This window comes from Pantoea sp. PNA 03-3, assembly GCF_003201175.1.
Classification (GTDB): Bacteria; Pseudomonadota; Gammaproteobacteria; order Enterobacterales; family Enterobacteriaceae; genus Pantoea; species Pantoea stewartii.
Genome location: NZ_QICO01000002.1, coordinates 159,270 through 179,016, shown reverse-complemented (window position 1 = coordinate 179,016; position 19,747 = coordinate 159,270). Strand labels below are relative to the sequence as shown.

The window sequence follows — 19,747 nt, the reverse complement described above, 5'->3', positions numbered from 1 at the left end:
CCAGCACGGGCGTAGGAGTTTTCTCCACGCCCGTGCGATCATGTTAAGGGCTAAATAAATGGCGAAGAGTGATTACTACGAGATTTTAGGCGTCGCCAAATCTGCAGACGAGCGTGAAATCAAAAAGGCGTACAAACGCCTGGCGATGAAATATCACCCGGACCGTAATCCAGGCGATAAAGACGCCGAAACCAAGTTTAAAGAAGCAAAAGAGGCCTACGAAATCTTAACGGACGCCCAGAAGCGCGCGGCCTACGATCAGTACGGTCATGCCGCCTTTGAACAAGGCGGTATGGGCGGAGGTGGATTCGGCGGCGGCTTTGGCGGCGGCGGTGCAGATTTCAGCGATATCTTTGGCGACGTTTTCGGTGACATCTTTGGTGGTGGCCGCCGTCAGCGCGCAGCCCGTGGTTCAGATTTGCGCTACAACATGGAGCTGACGCTGGAAGAAGCGGTTCGCGGCGTGACCAAAGAGATCCGTATTCCGACGTTAGAAGAGTGCGATGTCTGCCACGGCAGCGGTGCCAAAGCGGGGACCAAACCGCAAACCTGTTCGACCTGTCATGGCGCAGGCCAGGTGCAAATGCGTCAGGGCTTCTTCACCGTGCAACAGGCCTGTCCAACCTGTCATGGCCGGGGTTCGGTGATCAAAGATCCGTGCAACGCCTGTCATGGTCATGGCCGCGTCGAGAAATCCAAAACGCTGTCGGTGAAAATCCCGGCGGGCGTCGACACGGGCGACCGTATTCGGTTGAGCGGTGAAGGTGAAGCCGGTGAGCAGGGCGCACCCGCGGGCGATCTGTACGTTCAGGTGACGGTGAAAAAACACCCGATCTTTGAACGTGAAGAGAACAACCTCTACTGCGAAGTGCCGATCAACTTTGCCATGGCGGCGCTGGGCGGTGAGATTGAAGTGCCTACCCTGGACGGACGCGTGAAGCTGAAGGTACCGGCAGAAACCCAGACCGGTAAGCTGTTCCGCATGCGCGGTCGCGGTGTGAAATCGGTGCGCGGTGGTGCGGTAGGTGACCTGCTGTGCCGTGTCGTGGTGGAAACCCCAGTCAGCCTGAATGACAAGCAAAAAGCGCTGCTGCGTGAACTGGAAGAGAGCTTTGGTGGACCCAGCGGCGAGCACAACAGCCCGCGTTCCAAAAGCTTCTTTGACGGCGTGAAAAAGTTTTTTGACGATTTAACCCGCTAATCGCACGGACGTATGTCACTAAAGCGGAGAGGACATTCTCCGCTTTTTTTATGCCAGCACCAGGGCGGAGGTACGCCGTTACTTAGGGCCCTGTCTTCTCTTGCCTGCTTTCCTTCTTCTCTTTGCTGTCGCCAAAATGTCGACATTACGTAAAAGCGGATAAATTAGCTTTTTATCAGGTTCAGTGAATCGTTACACTGCTCAGCATTGTGTTTTCCGCTCAGGAGGAGTGCATTTTGTCAAAACCTCGTCGTATCAGGCATTTAATTAAAAGTTTTATTGAGAGTGATGCCAGCAACGGTATGGTGTTAATTCTGGCTGCCGTGGTGGCGATGGTTCTCGCGAACAGTGCGTCCACCGCTCAGGGCTACCAGGCGCTGCTGGAGACACCGGTGCAGATTCGCTTCGGTGAGCTGGATATCAGCAAAAATCTGTTGTTATGGATCAATGACGCCCTGATGGCGCTGTTCTTCCTGCTGATTGGTCTGGAGGTGAAGCGTGAACTCATCTCGGGTGAACTGGCCAGCCGCGATCGGGCCGTCTTCCCGGTTATTGCCGCCTTAGGGGGAATGGCGGCACCTGCCATCCTGTTTTTACTGTTTAATCACGGTGATGAGATCGCCCGCAATGGCTGGGCCATTCCCACCGCGACGGATATCGCTTTTGCGCTGGGCGTGCTGGCCCTGCTGGGCAGCCGTGTCCCGACGGCCCTGAAAGTTTTTTTGATGGCGCTGGCAATTATCGATGACCTGGGGGCGATTATCATTATCGCGCTGTTCTATACCAGCGATCTCTCAGTCACGTCCCTCAGCGTGGCGGTAGGAGCCATTGTCGTGCTGGCCATCCTGAACCGGTGTAACGTGCGTAATATCGCCGTTTATATGCTGGTCGGGCTGGTGCTGTGGACTGCGGTACTGAAGTCCGGCGTCCATGCAACGCTTGCGGGCGTCGTCGTCGGCTTCTTTGTCCCGCTGGAAGAGAAAGACGGTCACTCGCCGGCTGAACATCTGGCGCATGGCTTGATGCCCTGGGTGAACTGGCTGATTCTGCCGCTGTTTGCCTTCGCCAACGCCGGGATTTCCCTGACGGGGATTACCTTTGGCGATGTGCTGTCACCCGAGCCGCTGGGCATCATCCTTGGCCTGCTGATCGGCAAGCCATTAGGGATTACCCTGTTCTGTTGGCTGGCGGTGACGCTGAGGCTGGCGGTGCTGCCCAATGGCACGACGCTGCGCGATATCATGGCGATTGGCGTGCTGTGCGGCATTGGTTTTACGATGTCGATCTTTATCAGCTCGCTGGCTTTTGATGCGGCTCATGAACAGCTGGTGACATTCTCGAAGCTGGGGATTCTGAGCGGTTCACTGCTCTCGGCCGTGCTGGGTTACACGTTATTGCGATATAAACTGCGGTAAACGAAAGGAGGCGTAAGCCTCCTTTTTGCCTTCCCCGACGCGGTTATGCAGCCAGGGCGAATATAACAGATTACCTTTTTGCGTACGGGGATAACGCGAAAAGGGCAGATATCGGATCGGGACGGCACAGGCTGAATTATGGGCACCTACCGCTTATGCCTGATAGCGTTTTCCCGTCGTCCGTGGGCTATCCGTTGTCACAGAAAGGCGAGCTTTGAAGCGGTTCGCCATCTGCGCGGGCTGTCCGGCAAGGAAGCGGGAAAGAGGAAGGTCAGCGGTGAATCGCAGACATAAAAAAACCGGCTCAGAGCCGGTTCTTTCAACAAAGCGATAAACAAAAGGCGATTAAGCCAGTTTGTTGATCTGTGCAGTCAGGTTTGCTTTATAACGTGCAGCTTTGTTTTTGTGGATCAGACCTTTAGCAGCCTGACGGTCCACGATTGGTTGCATTTCATTAAATGCATTCTGCGCAGCAGCTTTGTCGCCTGAAGCGATCGCCGCGTATACTTTCTTAACGAAGGTACGCATCATAGAGCGACGGCTTGCGTTATGCTTGCGACGTTTCTCAGATGTTACGGCACGTTTCTTAGCTGATTTGATATTAGCCAAGGTCCAACTCCCAAATATGTTCGATAGAGACAAATCAAAGGCCGAGGACTATGCCTTTTGGACCTTCTGTTGTCAATGGATTTGTGCAAATAAGCGTCGTTCACAAGTGATAACCTGCACGACACTCGGTTACGTATTTGATGGCGCAAGATTCTACCAGCTTCTGTGTCCTGAATACAGTATTTCGCAACAAAATTCTCTTTGTGGCTCTGCGTGCCGGTAAATACGGCCTGTTACGCATGAAAGGCGTGTTCACGGGTTAACCTCGGCGGCTTTCGAGGGTATAATCCGCCGATTTCCACCGGTTTGAGTCAGCCATGAAGTTTATCCGCGGTATTCATAATCTTAATGCGCAGCATCACGGCTGCGTTCTGACCATTGGTAATTTCGATGGTGTGCACCGCGGCCATCAGGCGCTGATGGGGCGGTTGATGGAAGAAGGCCGGAAGCGTCAATTGCCGGTCATGGTGATGGTATTTGAACCTCAGCCGCTGGAACTGTTTGCCGGTGGCAATGCCCCTGCCAGACTGACCCGCCTGCGCGAAAAACTCAGGTACCTGGCAGAAATCGGCGTGGATTATGTGCTGTGCGTGCGGTTCGATCATCGCTTCGCCGCACGCTCGGCGCAAAGTTTTATCAGCGAATTGCTGGTGAGCAAACTGGGCGTGAACTACCTGGCCGTTGGGGATGATTTCCGCTTTGGCGCTGGTCGGCAGGGGGATTTCCTGCTATTACAGAAAGCCGGAGTAGAATACGGTTTCGACGTCGTCAGCACAGAAACGTTTTGCGACGGCGGTAAACGCATCAGCAGCACAGCGGTGCGTCAGGCGCTGGCTGAGGACAATCTGGCGCTGGCGCAGTCGCTGTTGGGCCATCCTTTCAGTATCTCAGGGCGCGTGGTGCACGGTGATGCACTGGGACGCACGCTGGGATTCCCTACTGCCAATCTCCCTTTACGCCGCTGCGTCTCGCCGGTCAAAGGCGTGTATGCGGTAGAAGTCGAGGGCCTGGGGCCGAAACCCCTGCCCGGCGTCGCCAACATTGGTACGCGCCCGACAGTAAAAGGTTTACGCCAACAGCTTGAAGTTCACCTGTTGGACATCAATATGGATCTCTATGGTCGCCACATTGATGTGGTATTGAAGCAGAAAATACGAAACGAGCAGCGCTTTGCTTCACTGGACGCGTTGAAAGAGCAAATTGCGAAAGACACGGTAACGGCCCGACAATTTTTTGGCCTGTAACCTGAGCAAAAAACGGAATCGAGAATCTGATGAGTGACTATAAATCTACCCTGAATTTGCCGGAAACGGGGTTCCCCATGCGTGGCGATCTGGCCAAACGCGAACCGGGAATGCTGCAGCGTTGGTATGATGACAATCTTTACGGCATCATCCGCGAAGCCAAAAAAGGGAAAAAAACCTTTATCCTGCATGATGGCCCTCCTTATGCGAACGGCAGCATTCATATTGGTCACTCTGTTAACAAGATTCTGAAAGACATTATCGTCAAGTCGAAAGGCATGGCGGGCTACGATTCACCGTATGTGCCGGGCTGGGACTGTCACGGTTTGCCTATCGAGCACAAAGTTGAGCAGATGATCGGTAAGCCGGGCGAGAAAGTCACCGCCGCCGAATTCCGCGAAGCCTGCCGTAAATACGCGGCCGAACAGGTTGAAGGACAGAAAGCCGACTTCATTCGTCTGGGCGTGCTGGGCGACTGGGATCGTCCTTACCTGACGATGGATTTCACGACCGAAGCGAATATCATTCGTGCGCTGGGCAAAATCATCGGTAATGGCCACCTGCACAAAGGCGCCAAGCCGGTGCACTGGTGCATGGATTGCCGCTCTGCGCTGGCGGAAGCGGAAGTTGAGTATTATGACAAAACGTCGCCTTCCATCGATGTCATGTTTAATGCCGTGGATGCGGATGCCGTGCGTGCGGCATTTGGGGTAACGGCCTCAGAAGGCCCCGTTTCGCTGGTCATCTGGACAACCACGCCGTGGACCATGCCTGCTAACCGCGGCATCTCTCTGCACCCCGAATTTGACTATCAGCTGTTGCAGATTGAGGGCCGCAGCCTAATCCTGGCGAAGGATCTGGTTGAGAGCGTCATGAAACGCGCGGGCGTCAGCCACTGGACTGTGCTGGGCACCTGCCAGGGCGCAGCACTGGAGCTTCAACTGTTCCAGCACCCTTTCCTGGCGCAGATCCAGTCGAAGGTGGTTCTGGGCGATCACGTGACGCTGGATGCCGGTACCGGTGCGGTTCACACAGCACCGGGTCACGGTCCGGATGACTATGTGATCGGTCAGAAATACGGTCTGGAAACGGCGAATCCGGTTGGGCCTGATGGCGCCTACCTGCCCGGTACCTATCCCGGGCTTGACGGCATTAACGTCTTTAAAGCTAACGAGTTGATCGTTGAACTGCTGAAAGAGAAGGGCGCGTTGCTGCATGTTGAAAAACTGCTGCACAGCTATCCGCACTGCTGGCGCCATAAAACCCCGATCATCTTCCGTGCTACCCCGCAGTGGTTTATCAGCATGGATCAGAAAGGCCTGCGCGCGCAGTCCCTGAAAGAGATTAAAGGCGTTCAGTGGATCCCGGACTGGGGCCAGGCGCGTATTGAATCCATGGTCGCCAACCGTCCTGACTGGTGTATTTCCCGTCAGCGTACCTGGGGCGTCCCAATGGCGCTTTTCGTCCATAAAGAGACCGAAGAACTGCACCCGGACACCCTGTCGTTGATGGAAAAAGTGGCGCAGCGCGTTGAGCAGGACGGTATTCAGGCATGGTGGGATCTCGATCCCCGCGATCTGATGGGCGATGATGCCGACAACTATGTGAAGGTGCCGGATACGCTGGACGTCTGGTTCGATTCAGGATCGACCAGCTATTCCGTCGTGGATGCGCGCCCGGAATTTGGCGGTAATACGCCGGATATGTATCTGGAAGGATCGGATCAGCACCGTGGCTGGTTTATGTCCTCGCTCATGATCTCGACAGCGATGAAAGGCAAAGCGCCTTATCGTCAGGTGCTGACGCATGGCTTTACCGTTGATGGTCAGGGCCGCAAGATGTCCAAATCCATTGGTAATACCGTTGCGCCGCAGGATGTGATGGATAAGCTCGGGGCAGACATTCTGCGCCTGTGGGTTGCTTCGACCGATTACTCGGGCGAAATGGCCGTTTCTGACGAAATCCTGAAGCGCTCTGCCGATGCCTATCGTCGTATCCGTAACACGGCGCGTTTCCTGTTAGCGAACCTGAGCGGCTTTAATCCGGCCACCGATCTGGTTAAACCGGAAGAGATGGTGGTGGTCGATCGCTGGGCGGTAGGACGTGCGCAGGCGGCGCAGGCGGATATCGTGGCTTCCTACGAGCACTACGATTTTCACGAAGTGATTCAGCGCCTGATGCAGTTCTGCTCCATTGAGATGGGCTCCTTCTATCTGGATATCATCAAAGACCGTCAGTACACCGCGAAAGGTGACAGCCTGGCGCGCCGTAGCTGTCAGTCTGCGCTGTGGCACATTGTGGAAGCGCTGGTGCGCTGGATGGCGCCGATCATGTCTTTCACAGCTGATGAGATCTGGGGCTATTTGCCGGGCGAGCGCGCGAAGTATGTGTTCACTGAAGAGTGGTACACCGGCCTGTTTGGTCTGCCTGAAAACGAAGCGCTGAACGATGCGTACTGGGCTGAACTGCTTAAAGTGCGCGGTGAAGTGAACAAGGTGATTGAGCAGGCACGTAGCGATAAACGCATTGGTGGCGCGCTGGAAGCCTCTGTCACGCTGTATGCTGATGCCGAGCTGGCGGCGAAGCTGAAGGCGCTGGGTAATGAGCTGCGCTTTGTGCTGCTGACCTCCGGTGCTGAGGTTGCCGACTACGCTCAGGCTGACGCTGATGCGCAGCAAAGTGAACTGGTAAAAGGTCTGAAAATCGGCCTGCACAAAGCCGAAGGCGAGAAATGTCCGCGCTGCTGGCACTACACTACTGACGTCGGTCAGAACCCTGAGCACGCTGCGGTGTGCGGTCGCTGTTACACTAACGTAGCCGGAAACGGTGAAGAGCGTAAGTTTGCCTGATGAGTAGACCTGTTTTCTCCACCGGATTGCGCTGGCTGTGGCTGGTGCTGGTTGTTATCGTTGTTGATTTTGTCAGCAAGCAGTGGGTAATGAACAACATGATGCTGCATGAAACGCAGCCGCTGATGCCGTTCCTTAACCTGTTTTACGCGCACAATTACGGCGCGGCGTTCAGTTTCCTCGCGGATAAAGGCGGCTGGCAGCGCTGGTTCTTCGCCGGTATTGCGCTGGCGATTGTGGTGTCGCTGCTGGTGATGATGTATCGCAACAGCGCCCAACAGAAGATCGCCAACAGTGCTTATGCGCTCATTATCGGCGGCGCTGTCGGTAATCTGTTTGATCGTGCGTATCATGGCTTCGTGGTGGATTTTATCGATTTCTATATCGGTAACTGGCACTTTGCTACATTTAATATCGCTGACTGCGGCATCTGTATCGGTGCGGCGTTGGTGGTGCTGGAGGGGTTTTTTAATCCGTCCAGCAAGCAGGTTAAAAAAGGGTAAACCATGTCTGAGTCTGTACAGCGCGACAGCGCGGTGTTGTTGCATTTCGTTCTGAAGCTGGAAGATGGCTCAGTGGCGGAATCCACCCGCGCCAGCGGTAAACCTGCGCTGTTTCGTCTGGGTGACGGTAGCCTGTCCGGCGCGCTGGAACAGGCACTGCTGGGCTTAAAAGCCGGGGATAAACATCAGTTCTCACTGGCACCGGAAGAGGCGTTTGGCGGTGTCAGTCCTGATCTGATCCAGTACTTTTCGCGTCGCGACTTTAATGAAGCGGGCGAGCCTGAGATTGGGGCTATTATGCTGTTTACCAGCATGGGCGGCAGTGAAATGCCGGGCGTGATTCGCGAAATCAATGGTGATTCAATCACCGTTGATTTTAACCATCCGCTGGCAGGCCATCGCGTTCAGTTTGACATTGAGGTGCTGGAAATCGATCCGGTACTGGAGGCGAACCATGCAAATTCTGCTGGCTAATCCACGTGGTTTTTGTGCTGGCGTCGATCGCGCCATCAGCATTGTTGAAAACGCACTGACGCTGTTTGGTGCGCCGGTCTATGTGCGTCATGAAGTGGTACATAACCGCTACGTGGTGGACAGCCTGCGCCAGCGCGGCGCAATTTTTATTGAGCAAATCAGCGAAGTGCCGGATGGTGCTATCCTGATTTTCTCTGCCCATGGCGTTTCTCAGGCGGTACGTAACGAAGCGAAAAGCCGTGATCTCACGGTCTTTGATGCGACCTGCCCCCTGGTGACCAAGGTGCACATGGAAGTCGCGCGCGCCAGCCGCCGGGGCGAAGAGTCGGTGCTGATTGGTCACGCCGGGCACCCGGAAGTCGAAGGCACCATGGGGCAGTACAATAACCCCAAGGGCGGCATGTATCTGGTGGAGTCCCCGGATGACGTCTGGAAACTGGACGTTAAAGATCATGACCGGCTGTCTTTCATGACGCAAACCACGCTGTCGGTCGATGATACCTCTGAAGTGATTGATGCGTTGCGTGCCCGTTTCCCGAAAATTGTCGGCCCACGTAAAGATGATATCTGCTATGCCACGACAAACCGGCAGGAAGCGGTAAGGGCACTCGCTGAAGAGGCGGATGTCGTGCTGGTAGTCGGATCTAAAAACTCGTCAAACTCTAACCGTCTGGCCGAACTGGCGCAGCGCATGGGTAAAGCGGCTTATCTGATCGACGATGCAGAGGATATCCAGCCCGAATGGATCGCCGCGGCCCGCTGTGTTGGCGTCACCGCGGGTGCATCGGCGCCGGATATTCTGGTGCAGAATGTCATCAGCCGTCTGCAGGCGTTAGGTGGCGGCGAAGCCAGAGTCCTGGAAGGGCGGGAAGAAAATATCGTGTTTGAAGTCCCCAAAGAGTTGCGGGTTGATGTCCGCAACGTGCAGTGACAACAAACCTGTAGTAGCAAAAAGGCCGACTCTGTTCGGCCTTTTTGCTATCCGCCGCCCGGCCAACGACGAGGTGAAATTGCTTTTACTGATAATCGCCTTCGCCTGGCATAAAAATTCTTATTATCCCCGAGAAAAAGTGGCGCAGTTGTTATCTCATGGTTAACCTGATTGCGCTTGCATGCATAGTTTTGTTTTAGGAATGAATAAATATGAAGAATATCCGCATTGCCATCGTGGGTGCGCCGGGACGCATGGGCCGTAACCTGATTCAGGCGGTCGTTCACGCCAACGGCGTGGATCTGGGCGCGGCACTGGCACGTCCGGGCTCGTCATTAATCGGCACCGATGCTGGTGAACTGGCGGGCGTGGGCAAACTGGACGTTCCCGTTGTCGATGATCTGCGTGCTGTGATGGATGATTTTGACGTCTTAATCGATTTTACCCGTCCCGAAGGGACGCTGGCCTACCTGGCACTGTGCCGTGAACACCGCAAGGCAATGATTATTGGTACGACCGGATTTGACGAAGCCGGTAAGGCGGCGATTCGTGATGCGGCAACAGAGACGGGGATTGTCTTTGCGGCGAACTTCAGCGTTGGCGTCAATCTGGTTCTGAAGCTGCTGGAGAAAGCCGCTACCGTGATGGGCGATTATGCGGATATTGAGATTATCGAAGCGCATCATCGTCACAAAGTGGACGCTCCTTCAGGAACGGCGCTGGCCATGGGGGAAGCCATTGCCGACGCCATGGAGTGGAAACTGGCTGATCATGCCGTTTACAGTCGCGAAGGGCACACCGGCGAACGTAAGGCTCAAACCATTGGTTTTGCAACAGTGCGAGCCGGTGACATTGTCGGCGAACACACGGCCATGTTTGCAGACGAGGGAGAGCGTGTAGAGATTACTCATAAGGCGTCAAGCCGTATGACGTTTGCTAATGGCGCGGTTAAGGCGGCATTATGGGTAAGTGCGAAGAAAAAAGGGCTTTACGATATGCGTGATGTCCTTGATTTAGCCAGTTTGTAATGGGTTTTACCTGTGTGATGTGGTGATTTCAATCGCTAATTCATTGATTGAAAAAGGGTAATAATATTATTGCCCTTAATTTTGTAAAAAATAAGCCTCTTGTTTATTTTTTCTGTATAAATGCTCATAAACTTATTTATTCTCTCTTCATCTTAACGGTAAACCTGTTAAATTTGACCATTTGGTCAAAATTAATAGCCTTGTCAGGCAGAATAATGCTTCTCCACGATGAGCAAACGATTATTTGATTGTGTTTGCCCCTGTTTTTGTCCCTTATCCTCTTTTTTTTCGCTCTGAGCCTGAAAAGATGTTAAAAAAGTGGCTTCAGGGTGGACAAGTACCAGAGCGATCATTAGAATGCGCGCAATTTGCCAAAAATTGACCACTCAGGCCGTTTTTGCATTGATTCAGATCATCATTATGAATTAATATGCAGATATTGTGACTGTTTATTCCCTGGAGGATGTTTTGATTAAGTCAGCGCTCTTGGTTCTGGAAGACGGAACCCAATTCCACGGTCGGGCCATCGGGGCTACAGGGTCGGCAGTGGGGGAAGTCGTTTTCAATACGTCAATGACTGGTTATCAAGAAATCCTCACTGATCCTTCCTATTCTCGTCAAATCGTTACTCTCACTTATCCTCATATCGGCAACGTTGGTGCCAACCCCGCCGATGAAGAATCCAGCCAGATTCACGCTCAGGGGCTTGTCATTCGCGACCTGCCACTTATTGCCAGCAACTACCGCAGCGAAGAGAGCCTGTCAGCCTATCTGCAGCGCAATAACATTGTTGCTATTGCCGATATTGATACACGTAAGCTGACGCGTCTGCTGCGCGAGAAAGGCGCACAGAATGGCTGCATTATCGCGGGCGACAATCCGGATGCCGCTCTGGCCTTACAGAAAGCGCAGGCCTTCCCGGGGTTGAAAGGGATGGATCTGGCGAAGGAAGTGACGACGGCAGAAACCTATACCTGGTTGCAGGGGAGCTGGACGCTGGAAGGGGATTTACCTGCGCAGACGTCAGCAGAAGCGCTGCCCTACCATGTTGTGGCTTACGATTATGGCGCTAAACGCAATATTCTGCGCATGCTGGTCGACCGCGGCTGCCGTCTGACGGTTGTCCCGGCTAAAACGCCCGCCGAAACCGTTCTGGCGATGAATCCGGATGGCATCTTCCTGTCAAACGGTCCGGGTGATCCGGAGCCCTGCGATTACGCCATTGAGGCGATTGAAGCCTTTCTGAAAACCGACATTCCGGTGTTTGGCATTTGCCTTGGCCACCAGTTGCTGGCACTGGCCAGCGGCGCAAAAACCGTAAAAATGAAGCTGGGTCACCACGGTGGTAACCACCCGGTGAAAGATCTCGATAACAATCGCGTCATGATTACGGCACAGAACCACGGCTTTGCGGTGGATGAAACCCATCTGCCCGCCAGTCTGCGGGTAACGCATATTTCGCTGTTTGATAAAACCGTGCAGGGTATCCATCGCACCGACAAGCCTGCGTTCAGCTTCCAGGGCCATCCTGAAGCCAGCCCGGGACCGGGTGATGCCGCACCGTTATTTGACCACTTTATCGAGTTGATTGACGCATTCCGTTCGAAAGCAAAGTAATCAGGAGCTAATCATGCCAAAACGTACAGATATAAAATCCATCCTGATTCTTGGTGCCGGTCCGATTGTGATCGGTCAGGCCTGCGAATTCGACTATTCCGGTGCCCAGGCCTGTAAAGCCCTGCGCGAAGAGGGTTACCGCGTCATTCTGGTGAACTCGAACCCGGCGACCATTATGACCGACCCGGAAATGGCCGATGCAACCTACATCGAGCCGATTCACTGGGAAGTGGTACGTAAGATTATTGAGAAAGAGCGCCCGGATGCGGTGTTGCCAACCATGGGCGGCCAGACGGCGCTGAACTGTGCGCTGGAGCTGGAACGTCAGGGCGTTCTTGACGAGTTTGGCGTAACCATGATCGGTGCCACGGCCGATGCGATCGATAAAGCGGAAGACCGCCGCCGCTTCGACGTGGCGATGAAAAGCATTGGTCTGGATACGGCGCGCTCCGGTATCGCACATACGATGGAAGAAGCGCTGGCAGTGGCTGCCGATGTCGGCTTCCCCTGCATTATTCGTCCGTCGTTCACTATGGGCGGCACCGGTGGCGGTATCGCGTATAACCGCGAAGAGTTTGAAGAGATCTGCGAACGCGGACTCGATCTTTCGCCTACCAACGAGCTGTTAATCGACGAATCGCTGATTGGCTGTAAAGAGTATGAGATGGAAGTTGTGCGTGACAAAAACGACAACTGCATCATTGTCTGCTCTATCGAAAACTTTGACGCCATGGGCATTCACACCGGTGACTCCATTACGGTGGCGCCCGCACAGACGCTGACCGACAAAGAGTACCAGATCATGCGTAACGCCTCGCTGGCGGTACTGCGTGAGATCGGCGTGGAAACCGGTGGCTCCAACGTCCAGTTCGCGGTGAACCCGAAAAATGGCCGTCTGATCGTCATCGAGATGAACCCGCGTGTGTCACGCTCTTCAGCGCTGGCATCGAAGGCCACCGGATTCCCGATTGCCAAAGTGGCCGCGAAACTGGCGGTAGGCTTTACGCTGGATGAACTGATGAACGATATCACTGGGGGACGCACACCAGCCTCGTTCGAGCCGTCTATCGATTATGTCGTGACAAAAATTCCTCGCTTCAACTTTGAAAAATTTGCCGGTGCGAATGACCGTCTGACCACCCAGATGAAATCGGTGGGTGAAGTCATGGCGATTGGCCGTACTTTCCAGGAGTCGGTGCAGAAAGCACTGCGTGGTCTGGAAGTGGGAGCTAATGGTTTTGACCCGAAAGTGCATCTGGACGATGCGGAAGCGTTGACCCGCATTCGTCGTGAGCTGAAAGATGCCGGTTCGGATCGTATCTGGTACATCGCGGACGCGTTCCGTGCAGGCATGTCGGTCGATGGCGTATTTAATCTTACCAATATTGATCGCTGGTTCCTGGTGCAGATTGAAGAGCTGGTTCGCCTGGAAGAGCAGGTAGCGCGTGAGGGCATCAATGGCCTTAACGCGGATTTCCTGCGCGCGCTGAAGCGCAAAGGTTTTGCCGACGCACGTCTGGCAGCCCTGGCGGGCGTCGCGGAAGGCGAGATTCGTAAACTGCGTCAGCAGCATCATCTTCACCCAGTCTATAAGCGCGTGGATACCTGTGCGGCGGAATTTGCAACAGATACCGCTTATATGTACTCCACCTATGAAGAAGAGTGCGAAGCTCATCCTAATCAGGATCGCGACAAGATTATGGTGCTGGGTGGCGGACCAAACCGTATTGGTCAGGGCATTGAGTTTGACTACTGCTGTGTCCACGCAGCACTGGCGCTGCGTGAAGATGGCTATGAAACCATCATGGTCAACTGTAACCCGGAAACCGTGTCCACCGATTACGACACTTCTGACCGCCTCTACTTTGAACCTGTCACGCTGGAAGACGTGCTGGAAATCGTGCGCATCGAAAAACCGAAAGGCGTTATCGTGCAGTACGGTGGACAAACGCCACTGAAACTGGCTCGCGCGCTGGAAGCGGCAGGTGTGCCGGTCATTGGCACCAGCCCGGATGCCATCGATCGCGCAGAAGACCGTGAACGTTTTCAGCAGGCGGTTGACCGTCTGAGTCTGAAGCAGCCAGCTAACGCCACCGTTACCACGCTGGAGCAGGCGGTTGAAAAAGCGGCGGGCATTGGTTATCCGCTGGTGGTCCGCCCGTCTTATGTCCTGGGCGGACGCGCCATGGAAATTGTCTACGACGAAATCGACCTGAAACGCTATTTCCAGACGGCGGTGTCAGTGTCCAACGATGCGCCGGTCTTGCTGGATCGCTTCCTGGATGATGCCGTCGAAGTCGATGTGGATGCTATCTGCGACGGTGAGCGCGTGCTGATCGGCGGTATCATGGAACATATCGAGCAGGCTGGCGTTCACTCGGGTGACTCGGCCTGTTCACTGCCGGCCTACACCTTGAGTCAGGATATTCAGAATGTCATGCGTCAGCAGGTTGAAAAACTGGCGTTTGAGCTGAATGTGCGTGGCCTGATGAACGTACAGTTTGCGGTCAAAGACAACGAAGTTTACCTGATTGAAGTTAACCCGCGTGCGGCGCGTACCGTCCCGTTCGTGTCAAAAGCAACCGGCGTTCCGCTGGCAAAAGTGGCAGCCCGCGTAATGGCAGGCAAAACGCTGGCGGAGCAGGGCGTCACCAAAGAGGTGATTCCACCTTACTACTCTGTCAAAGAAGTGGTGCTGCCGTTTAACAAATTCCAGGGCGTTGACCCGATTCTGGGACCTGAAATGCGTTCAACCGGGGAAGTCATGGGCGTGGGCCGTACCTTTGCCGAGGCGTTTGCCAAGGCGATGCTGGGTGCGCAAAGCAACATGAAGAAAACCGGACGTGCGCTGCTGTCCGTTCGTGAAGGCGACAAGAAACGTATCGTTGACCTCGCGGCGAAGTTGCAGAAGTTTGGTTTTGAACTGGATGCGACGCACGGTACGGCTGTGGTACTGGGCGAGGCCGGTATTAACCCGCGCCTGGTGAATAAGGTTCACGAAGGCCGCCCGCACATTCAGGACCGCCTGAAAAACGGTGAGTACGCCTATATCGTAAATACCACAGCAGGTCGTCAGGCGATTGAAGACTCCAAGCTGATTCGTCGCAGCGCACTGCAATATAAGGTGCATTACGACACGACGCTGAACGGTGGCTTCGCAACGGCAATGGCGCTAAATGCCGATCCAACCGAAAAAGTCATTTCGGTGCAGGAGATGCATGCGCAAATCCTTGCGCATAAATAGCGCAGACTGAGCGCTCAGGCCCCTGTCGGGAGCATCTGCCATAAGCAGAGCACTTCTGGCAGGGGCTTTTTTTTGCAGTACGTCCAGTTCACATCGCATGTGTTTACACGATGTGCCTGTAAAGCTGATGCAGAGAGTGTTGTATTGCAACAGCCTGACCAGCGTGCCTTTTCTGTCTTACGCCACCATTCGCACCCCGTCTAAATGCGGCTGTGGCTCTCGGCCATGCGTCATCACAGCCCACAGGTTTAAACGGCGCTGTAATATTCCAGATCTGCTCTGAATCAGATGAAAAATTTATTTTATAAAAAATAAGAATGCTGTGTTGCCAATGGATCATCCATTTAAAAAATATTAATTATAAGTTAATTTCTTTTTCATATTTAATTGGTTTCAGCTGGCTATTCATCTAATTGTTTATTTTTCTCGTTGCTCTTGTTTTTAATATTACTCGTCAGGCATCGCCCTGTTATTTTAAATCATTGCCAATAAATCAACGAAATCTAAACGGGATGCCATTATTATATAAAGTCGCGAATAACAAACTGTTCTGTTGTTGTGCTTAACTTTACAATGCGGAATTGGTTAAGGCCATGCTGTTCCGGAGTGCCGACAGGTACTGTAAACCTTTTTCGCTAATATAAGTGCGTATTTACCATGTTGATCCCCAGGTTTTTCAGATGGGAGCAGTGCTCTTTTAACGACTATCAAAAAGCGTGTGATGATTTTGGGTACAACTGTGAGTCAGCGCCGGAATTTATCGCTTTCCGGATGCGCCATCAGCAGCCTTTCACGTTTTATGCCTATAAGGTGAAAGGGGCTATGGTAGGGAGCGTTTGCGTTGAAAAAGGCTGGCTCGCCAACGATGGTAAAAATCCTCAGCGTTCGCTTCCTGCGCTACTGACCCCATCAACATCCGTTTATATACCCTTTTGTCGCGACACCAAAACAAAGGTCCTTTTGCCCTTTCGTTGTAAGTCGTTGCATCATCTGCACGGTAATACGTTTCTTAATGCGTCTTATCGTTTGTTGAGCAAGAATAAAGCAGCATTGACGAAAAATCCTGCTGTCGACTTCTCACGAAAAACTGTCTCAACCCGCGAACGCGAATTAAGAAAATTCCTCGCTGATGGCGGAAGTTTGCTTAATGTAAATCATCTTGATGGTGAGCATATTTTTGAGGTTTTCGAAGCGTTATATCGCGCGAGACGGGAGCAGCCAATTGCTGAAAGAGACATCAATAAAGCCTTTTTCCGTGAGTTCCAGCACTGCTTCAAAGGGCATATGATGTTCCTGAACAATGAGCCAATCGGGCTGCAATTACTGGTCTCTGTAAATAGCCAGGTTGGCATGTTTGTGGACTTTATCAATATTGGCTACCGGATGGACAGCAATGCGGGCGCAGTGGGGACGATGCTGATGTGGAAGAATCTTACCTCTTTGCATCAGGAGGCGTCTGATAAACAGGTTCCTCTCTATTATTCCTATGGTTCGATGTCAGGAGAGTACAAAAACAGATGGTGCCATGCTGTGCCTAATGGACGCGTCATTATCTGAAGTCAGTGCGTTGTGAGAACGCGTCTTATCTTCAATAACAGTTACCAGGCGTGCCTGTTTCTCTTACCGTTTTTCAGGAAATGACTGAGGCAAAAAAGCCGCACGATGTCTGATACGATTCCGGCAAAAGAGAGAGGTGGGTAAACAATTTAAGAAATTTGATTTAATTATTATCAAATCATGCCTGATTCGCTTTTTCGCACGAATTTATAATACAAAGTACTACCAACTCATGCATGGCCAATGTAATATCCTGCCCGCTCATGAAGAGAGCGTAAACAGGATATTCATAACAATGAAAGCGCGTAATTTTGCACTGAGTGCAGTGGCTGCACTGTTGGCTCTGGTCACGTTTTCCAGCCAGGCTGAAATCACTCTTCTTAAACAAGACCCACAAGCAGGCGATCCCCTTAGCCGTCTCGATTTCAAATTTGGTGGCAGCATTCGCCCCCAGTTTAATCATCAAACCGGCGTCAACGATAAATCTTACAAGCGTAATGGCTTTGACGGCGGATCCCGTTTCCGTTTCAGCGCCGACTACTACCTGTTCGATGATATTAGCTGGACCAGCTACTATGAACTGGGCGTTAACATTCCGGCCGTGTTCAACTGGGATAATCACTACGCTAAAGGTGCGCACGAGACTACTCGCCGCCAGCTTTATACCGGCCTGAAAAGTAAGACCTGGGGCCAGTTAACCTTTGGTCAGCAGAACAGCGTTTATTACGATGTTGTGGGTGCCAAGACGGATATCTGGGATTACGACATGCTGGCCCAGGCACCGGGCAACGGCATTAATGGTGATTACGATGGTTCCTACCGTTCTCGTAAACAGCTGAAATACAAAAACAGTTATGGGGCAGTCGATCTTTACGCCTCTTACCTGTTTAGCGATAACGAGTATCTGCCGGGCAACGGGCTGCGCTATAAGCGCCAGGGCGGTGGCTCGCTGGGTGTGAATTACAATATTACGCCTACCCTGGCATGGGGTACGGCCTGGAACTACACCCGCGCCAGCATGCGTAATCCTGCTACTGGCAACAGTAAAGATTACGACCAAAACATTTTTGGAACAGCATTGAGCTGGACGCCAGGTAACTGGACCCTGTCAGCAGGGGGTGGCTGGTACCAAAACTTCCTGACCACCAAACAGCGCAACGTGAATAACTATTTTGCGGATGATGCCTGGGGCATCGAATATTACGCCGGATATAAAATCCCGGTGGCGCAATATGGTGTCAAAGCCGTTCAGCCTTATGTCATGGGTGACCGTTTAGAATATGCGAATGGCCGTAACTACCAGCGCATCGACAATGGTCTGGGCGTAACGCTGTTCCTTGACTATGGTTTCCGTGTGGATTACGAACATGTCTTCACGTCCAGCACGGATAATCAGGGCGACATGAATCTGGTTCGTTTCCGCTACGATTTCTGATAATCCCAACGGCTCCGTCTGGAGCCGTTTTATTCTCTGTGTTTATCACGCACTCGCGTCATTATCTGGCGATTTAAGGGTTATAACCGCGATTTTTGCGGAGTAAAACCCTGTACAAACTCTGAAAGGCGGTGTCTATGCCGCTTTATTTAAGAAGCCCGTTCCTGCTATCGACGAAGGTTTAACCTTTACGTATCATGGCGCCTGTTTTTTTTCAGCGAGCTTTTTAACATGATTAGTCTTATCGCGGCATTAGCAGCAGATCGCATTATTGGAATGGAAAACGCCATGCCGTGGGACCTGCCTGCAGATCTGGCGTGGTTTAAGCGCAACACACTGAAAAAGCCCGTCATTATGGGCAGGCTGACTTTTGAATCGATCGGCCGGCCTTTACCGGGCCGGTTGAATATTGTGGTCAGCAGTAAACCCGGTCACGCAGAAGGCGTTACCTGGGTAACGTCGCTGGATGACGCAGTAAATGCTGCGGGCGAAGCTGAAGAGATCATGGTCATTGGCGGCGGCCGCATTTATGAACAGATGTTAGCCCGCGCTGACCGCCTTTATCTGACGCATATTGATGCTGAAGTAGAAGGGGATACCCAGTTCCCGGACTACGAACCGGATGAATGGCATTCTACCTTTAGCGAATTCCATGACGCTGACGAGCAGAATTCACACAGCTACTGCTTCGAGATCCTCGAACGACGTCGTTAATGGGGGATCGAAAAACGCCTTGTTGTTGGGACAAGGCGTTTTTATGGCGGTGGATCAGCTGGCTGACTGTTGGGGTGACAGATCGTCTGGTACAGAAAGCTGGCGGTTGGAAGGCTGAACATAATAACGCTGCGTTTCCCAGTGCAGCAGGGTCAGATTCCCACCCCAGCAGCAACCGGTATCCAGACCGATAATGCCCTCTGGTGTCCCTTTGCCTTCCAGTGATGCCCAGTGCCCAAACACAATGGTGTGATCGCGGGCAACGGGCCCTTCAATCGTAAACCAGGGTTTAAGCGGTGGCGGCGCTGATTCAGGCGCATCCTTACAAATCATATCGAGCTGTCCGTTTGGGAAGCAAAAACGCATACGGGTCAGCGCGTTAGTAGAGAAACGTAGCCGCGCCAGGCCGGACAGGGATTCGCTCCAGTTATTCGGCATGTCGCCATACATGGCATCAAGGAACAGCGGATAGCTGTCACTGGCCAGGACGGCTTCGACTTCACGCGCGCAGCGTTGCGCCGTCTCCAGATCCCACTGCGGCGTAATGCCCGCATGGCCCATCACCAGCTTCTTTTCTTCATCAACCTGCAGCAGAGGCTGCCGACGTAGCCAGTTGATCAATTCATCTGCGTCTTCCGCTTCCAGCAGTGGCGTCAGGCGATCTTTAGGTTTATTGCGGCTGATGCCGGCATAAACGGCCAGCAAATGCAGATCGTGATTGCCCAGAACCAGGCGAACGCTGTCTCCCAGCGATTTGACGTAGCGTAGCACCTCCAGCGAGCCGGGCCCACGTGCGACCAGATCACCTGTCAGCCACAAGGTATCCTGACCAGGATCATAGTTCACCTGGTTTAGCAGAGCACGTAATTCATCATAACAACCGTGAACGTCGCCAATCAGGTAAGTATTCATTGTGAATTATCCAA

15 protein-coding genes are annotated in these 19,747 nt (G+C 53.1%); 13 read left to right on the top strand and 2 right to left on the bottom strand.

The window, feature by feature from the left end:
• The first annotated feature begins 58 nt into the window (after window positions 1-58).
• Together dnaJ and nhaA are read left to right on the top strand one after the other, a co-directional pair.
• Entirely contained in the window at window positions 59-1,201 is a 1,143-nt protein-coding gene (gene dnaJ / locus C7433_RS07175; RefSeq protein WP_006117631.1) for a molecular chaperone DnaJ, read from the top strand.
• Between the two features lie 236 nt (window positions 1,202-1,437).
• Window positions 1,438-2,616, top strand: coding sequence for a Na+/H+ antiporter NhaA (nhaA, locus tag C7433_RS07170; protein WP_006117632.1), 1,179 nt, complete (start codon window positions 1,438-1,440; stop codon window positions 2,614-2,616).
• Between the two features lie 345 nt (window positions 2,617-2,961).
• Here nhaA and rpsT read toward each other — a convergent pair whose 3' ends face one another.
• A complete protein-coding gene (rpsT, locus tag C7433_RS07165) occupies window positions 2,962-3,225 on the bottom strand; it encodes a 30S ribosomal protein S20 (protein ID WP_006117633.1) in 264 nt (87 codons plus the stop codon).
• A 317-nt stretch (window positions 3,226-3,542) separates the two neighbouring features.
• On the opposite strand from rpsT, the gene ribF reads away from it, so the two are divergent.
• From ribF to folA, 11 genes are all read left to right on the top strand, one after another.
• Entirely contained in the window at window positions 3,543-4,469 is a 927-nt protein-coding gene (gene ribF, locus C7433_RS07155) for a bifunctional riboflavin kinase/FAD synthetase (RefSeq protein WP_110267861.1), read from the top strand.
• 29 nt (window positions 4,470-4,498) lie between these two features.
• The gene (gene ileS / locus C7433_RS07150; RefSeq protein ID WP_054688162.1) at window positions 4,499-7,318 is read left to right on the top strand and encodes an isoleucine--tRNA ligase; all 2,820 of its coding nucleotides are present in this window, start codon (window positions 4,499-4,501) and stop codon (window positions 7,316-7,318) included.
• A complete protein-coding gene (gene lspA, locus C7433_RS07145; RefSeq protein ID WP_006117636.1) occupies window positions 7,318-7,821 on the top strand; it encodes a signal peptidase II in 504 nt (167 codons plus the stop codon). Before ileS ends, lspA begins: the two co-directional genes overlap by 1 nt.
• Window positions 7,822-7,824: 3 nt before the next feature.
• Complete coding sequence (gene fkpB / locus C7433_RS07140) at window positions 7,825-8,295, top strand: FKBP-type peptidyl-prolyl cis-trans isomerase (RefSeq protein ID WP_110267860.1); 471 nt, start codon at window positions 7,825-7,827, stop codon at window positions 8,293-8,295.
• Window positions 8,276-9,226, top strand: a complete 951-nt coding sequence (gene ispH, locus C7433_RS07135) for a 4-hydroxy-3-methylbut-2-enyl diphosphate reductase (protein WP_054634514.1) — start codon at window positions 8,276-8,278, stop codon at window positions 9,224-9,226. Before fkpB ends, ispH begins: the two co-directional genes overlap by 20 nt.
• Window positions 9,227-9,438: 212 nt before the next feature.
• Window positions 9,439-10,254 (top strand): 4-hydroxy-tetrahydrodipicolinate reductase, encoded by an 816-nt coding sequence (dapB, locus tag C7433_RS07130; RefSeq protein ID WP_039338771.1) that lies wholly within the window; start codon window positions 9,439-9,441, stop codon window positions 10,252-10,254.
• 468 nt (window positions 10,255-10,722) lie between these two features.
• Window positions 10,723-11,871 carry a glutamine-hydrolyzing carbamoyl-phosphate synthase small subunit gene (gene carA / locus C7433_RS07125; protein ID WP_054634512.1) on the top strand — a complete coding sequence of 383 codons (1,149 nt, stop codon included), beginning with the start codon at window positions 10,723-10,725 and terminating at the stop codon, window positions 11,869-11,871.
• A 13-nt stretch (window positions 11,872-11,884) separates the two neighbouring features.
• Window positions 11,885-15,115, top strand: a complete 3,231-nt coding sequence (gene carB / locus C7433_RS07120; protein WP_110267859.1) for a carbamoyl-phosphate synthase large subunit — start codon at window positions 11,885-11,887, stop codon at window positions 15,113-15,115.
• A gap of 657 nt (window positions 15,116-15,772) precedes the next feature.
• Complete coding sequence (locus C7433_RS07115) at window positions 15,773-16,672, top strand: transcriptional regulator (protein ID WP_110267858.1); 900 nt, start codon at window positions 15,773-15,775, stop codon at window positions 16,670-16,672.
• Window positions 16,673-16,967: 295 nt separating this feature from the next.
• Complete coding sequence (locus C7433_RS07110; RefSeq protein ID WP_006117642.1) at window positions 16,968-18,107, top strand: porin; 1,140 nt, start codon at window positions 16,968-16,970, stop codon at window positions 18,105-18,107.
• A 231-nt stretch (window positions 18,108-18,338) separates the two neighbouring features.
• On the top strand, window positions 18,339-18,821 hold the full coding sequence (folA, locus tag C7433_RS07105) for a type 3 dihydrofolate reductase (RefSeq protein ID WP_006117643.1): 483 nt from the start codon (window positions 18,339-18,341) through the stop codon (window positions 18,819-18,821).
• 54 nt (window positions 18,822-18,875) lie between these two features.
• Here the strand turns inward: folA and apaH are convergent, their stop codons facing one another.
• Entirely contained in the window at window positions 18,876-19,733 is an 858-nt protein-coding gene (gene apaH, locus C7433_RS07100; RefSeq protein WP_033740231.1) for a bis(5'-nucleosyl)-tetraphosphatase (symmetrical) ApaH, read from the bottom strand.
• Window positions 19,734-19,747 lie beyond the last annotated feature (14 nt).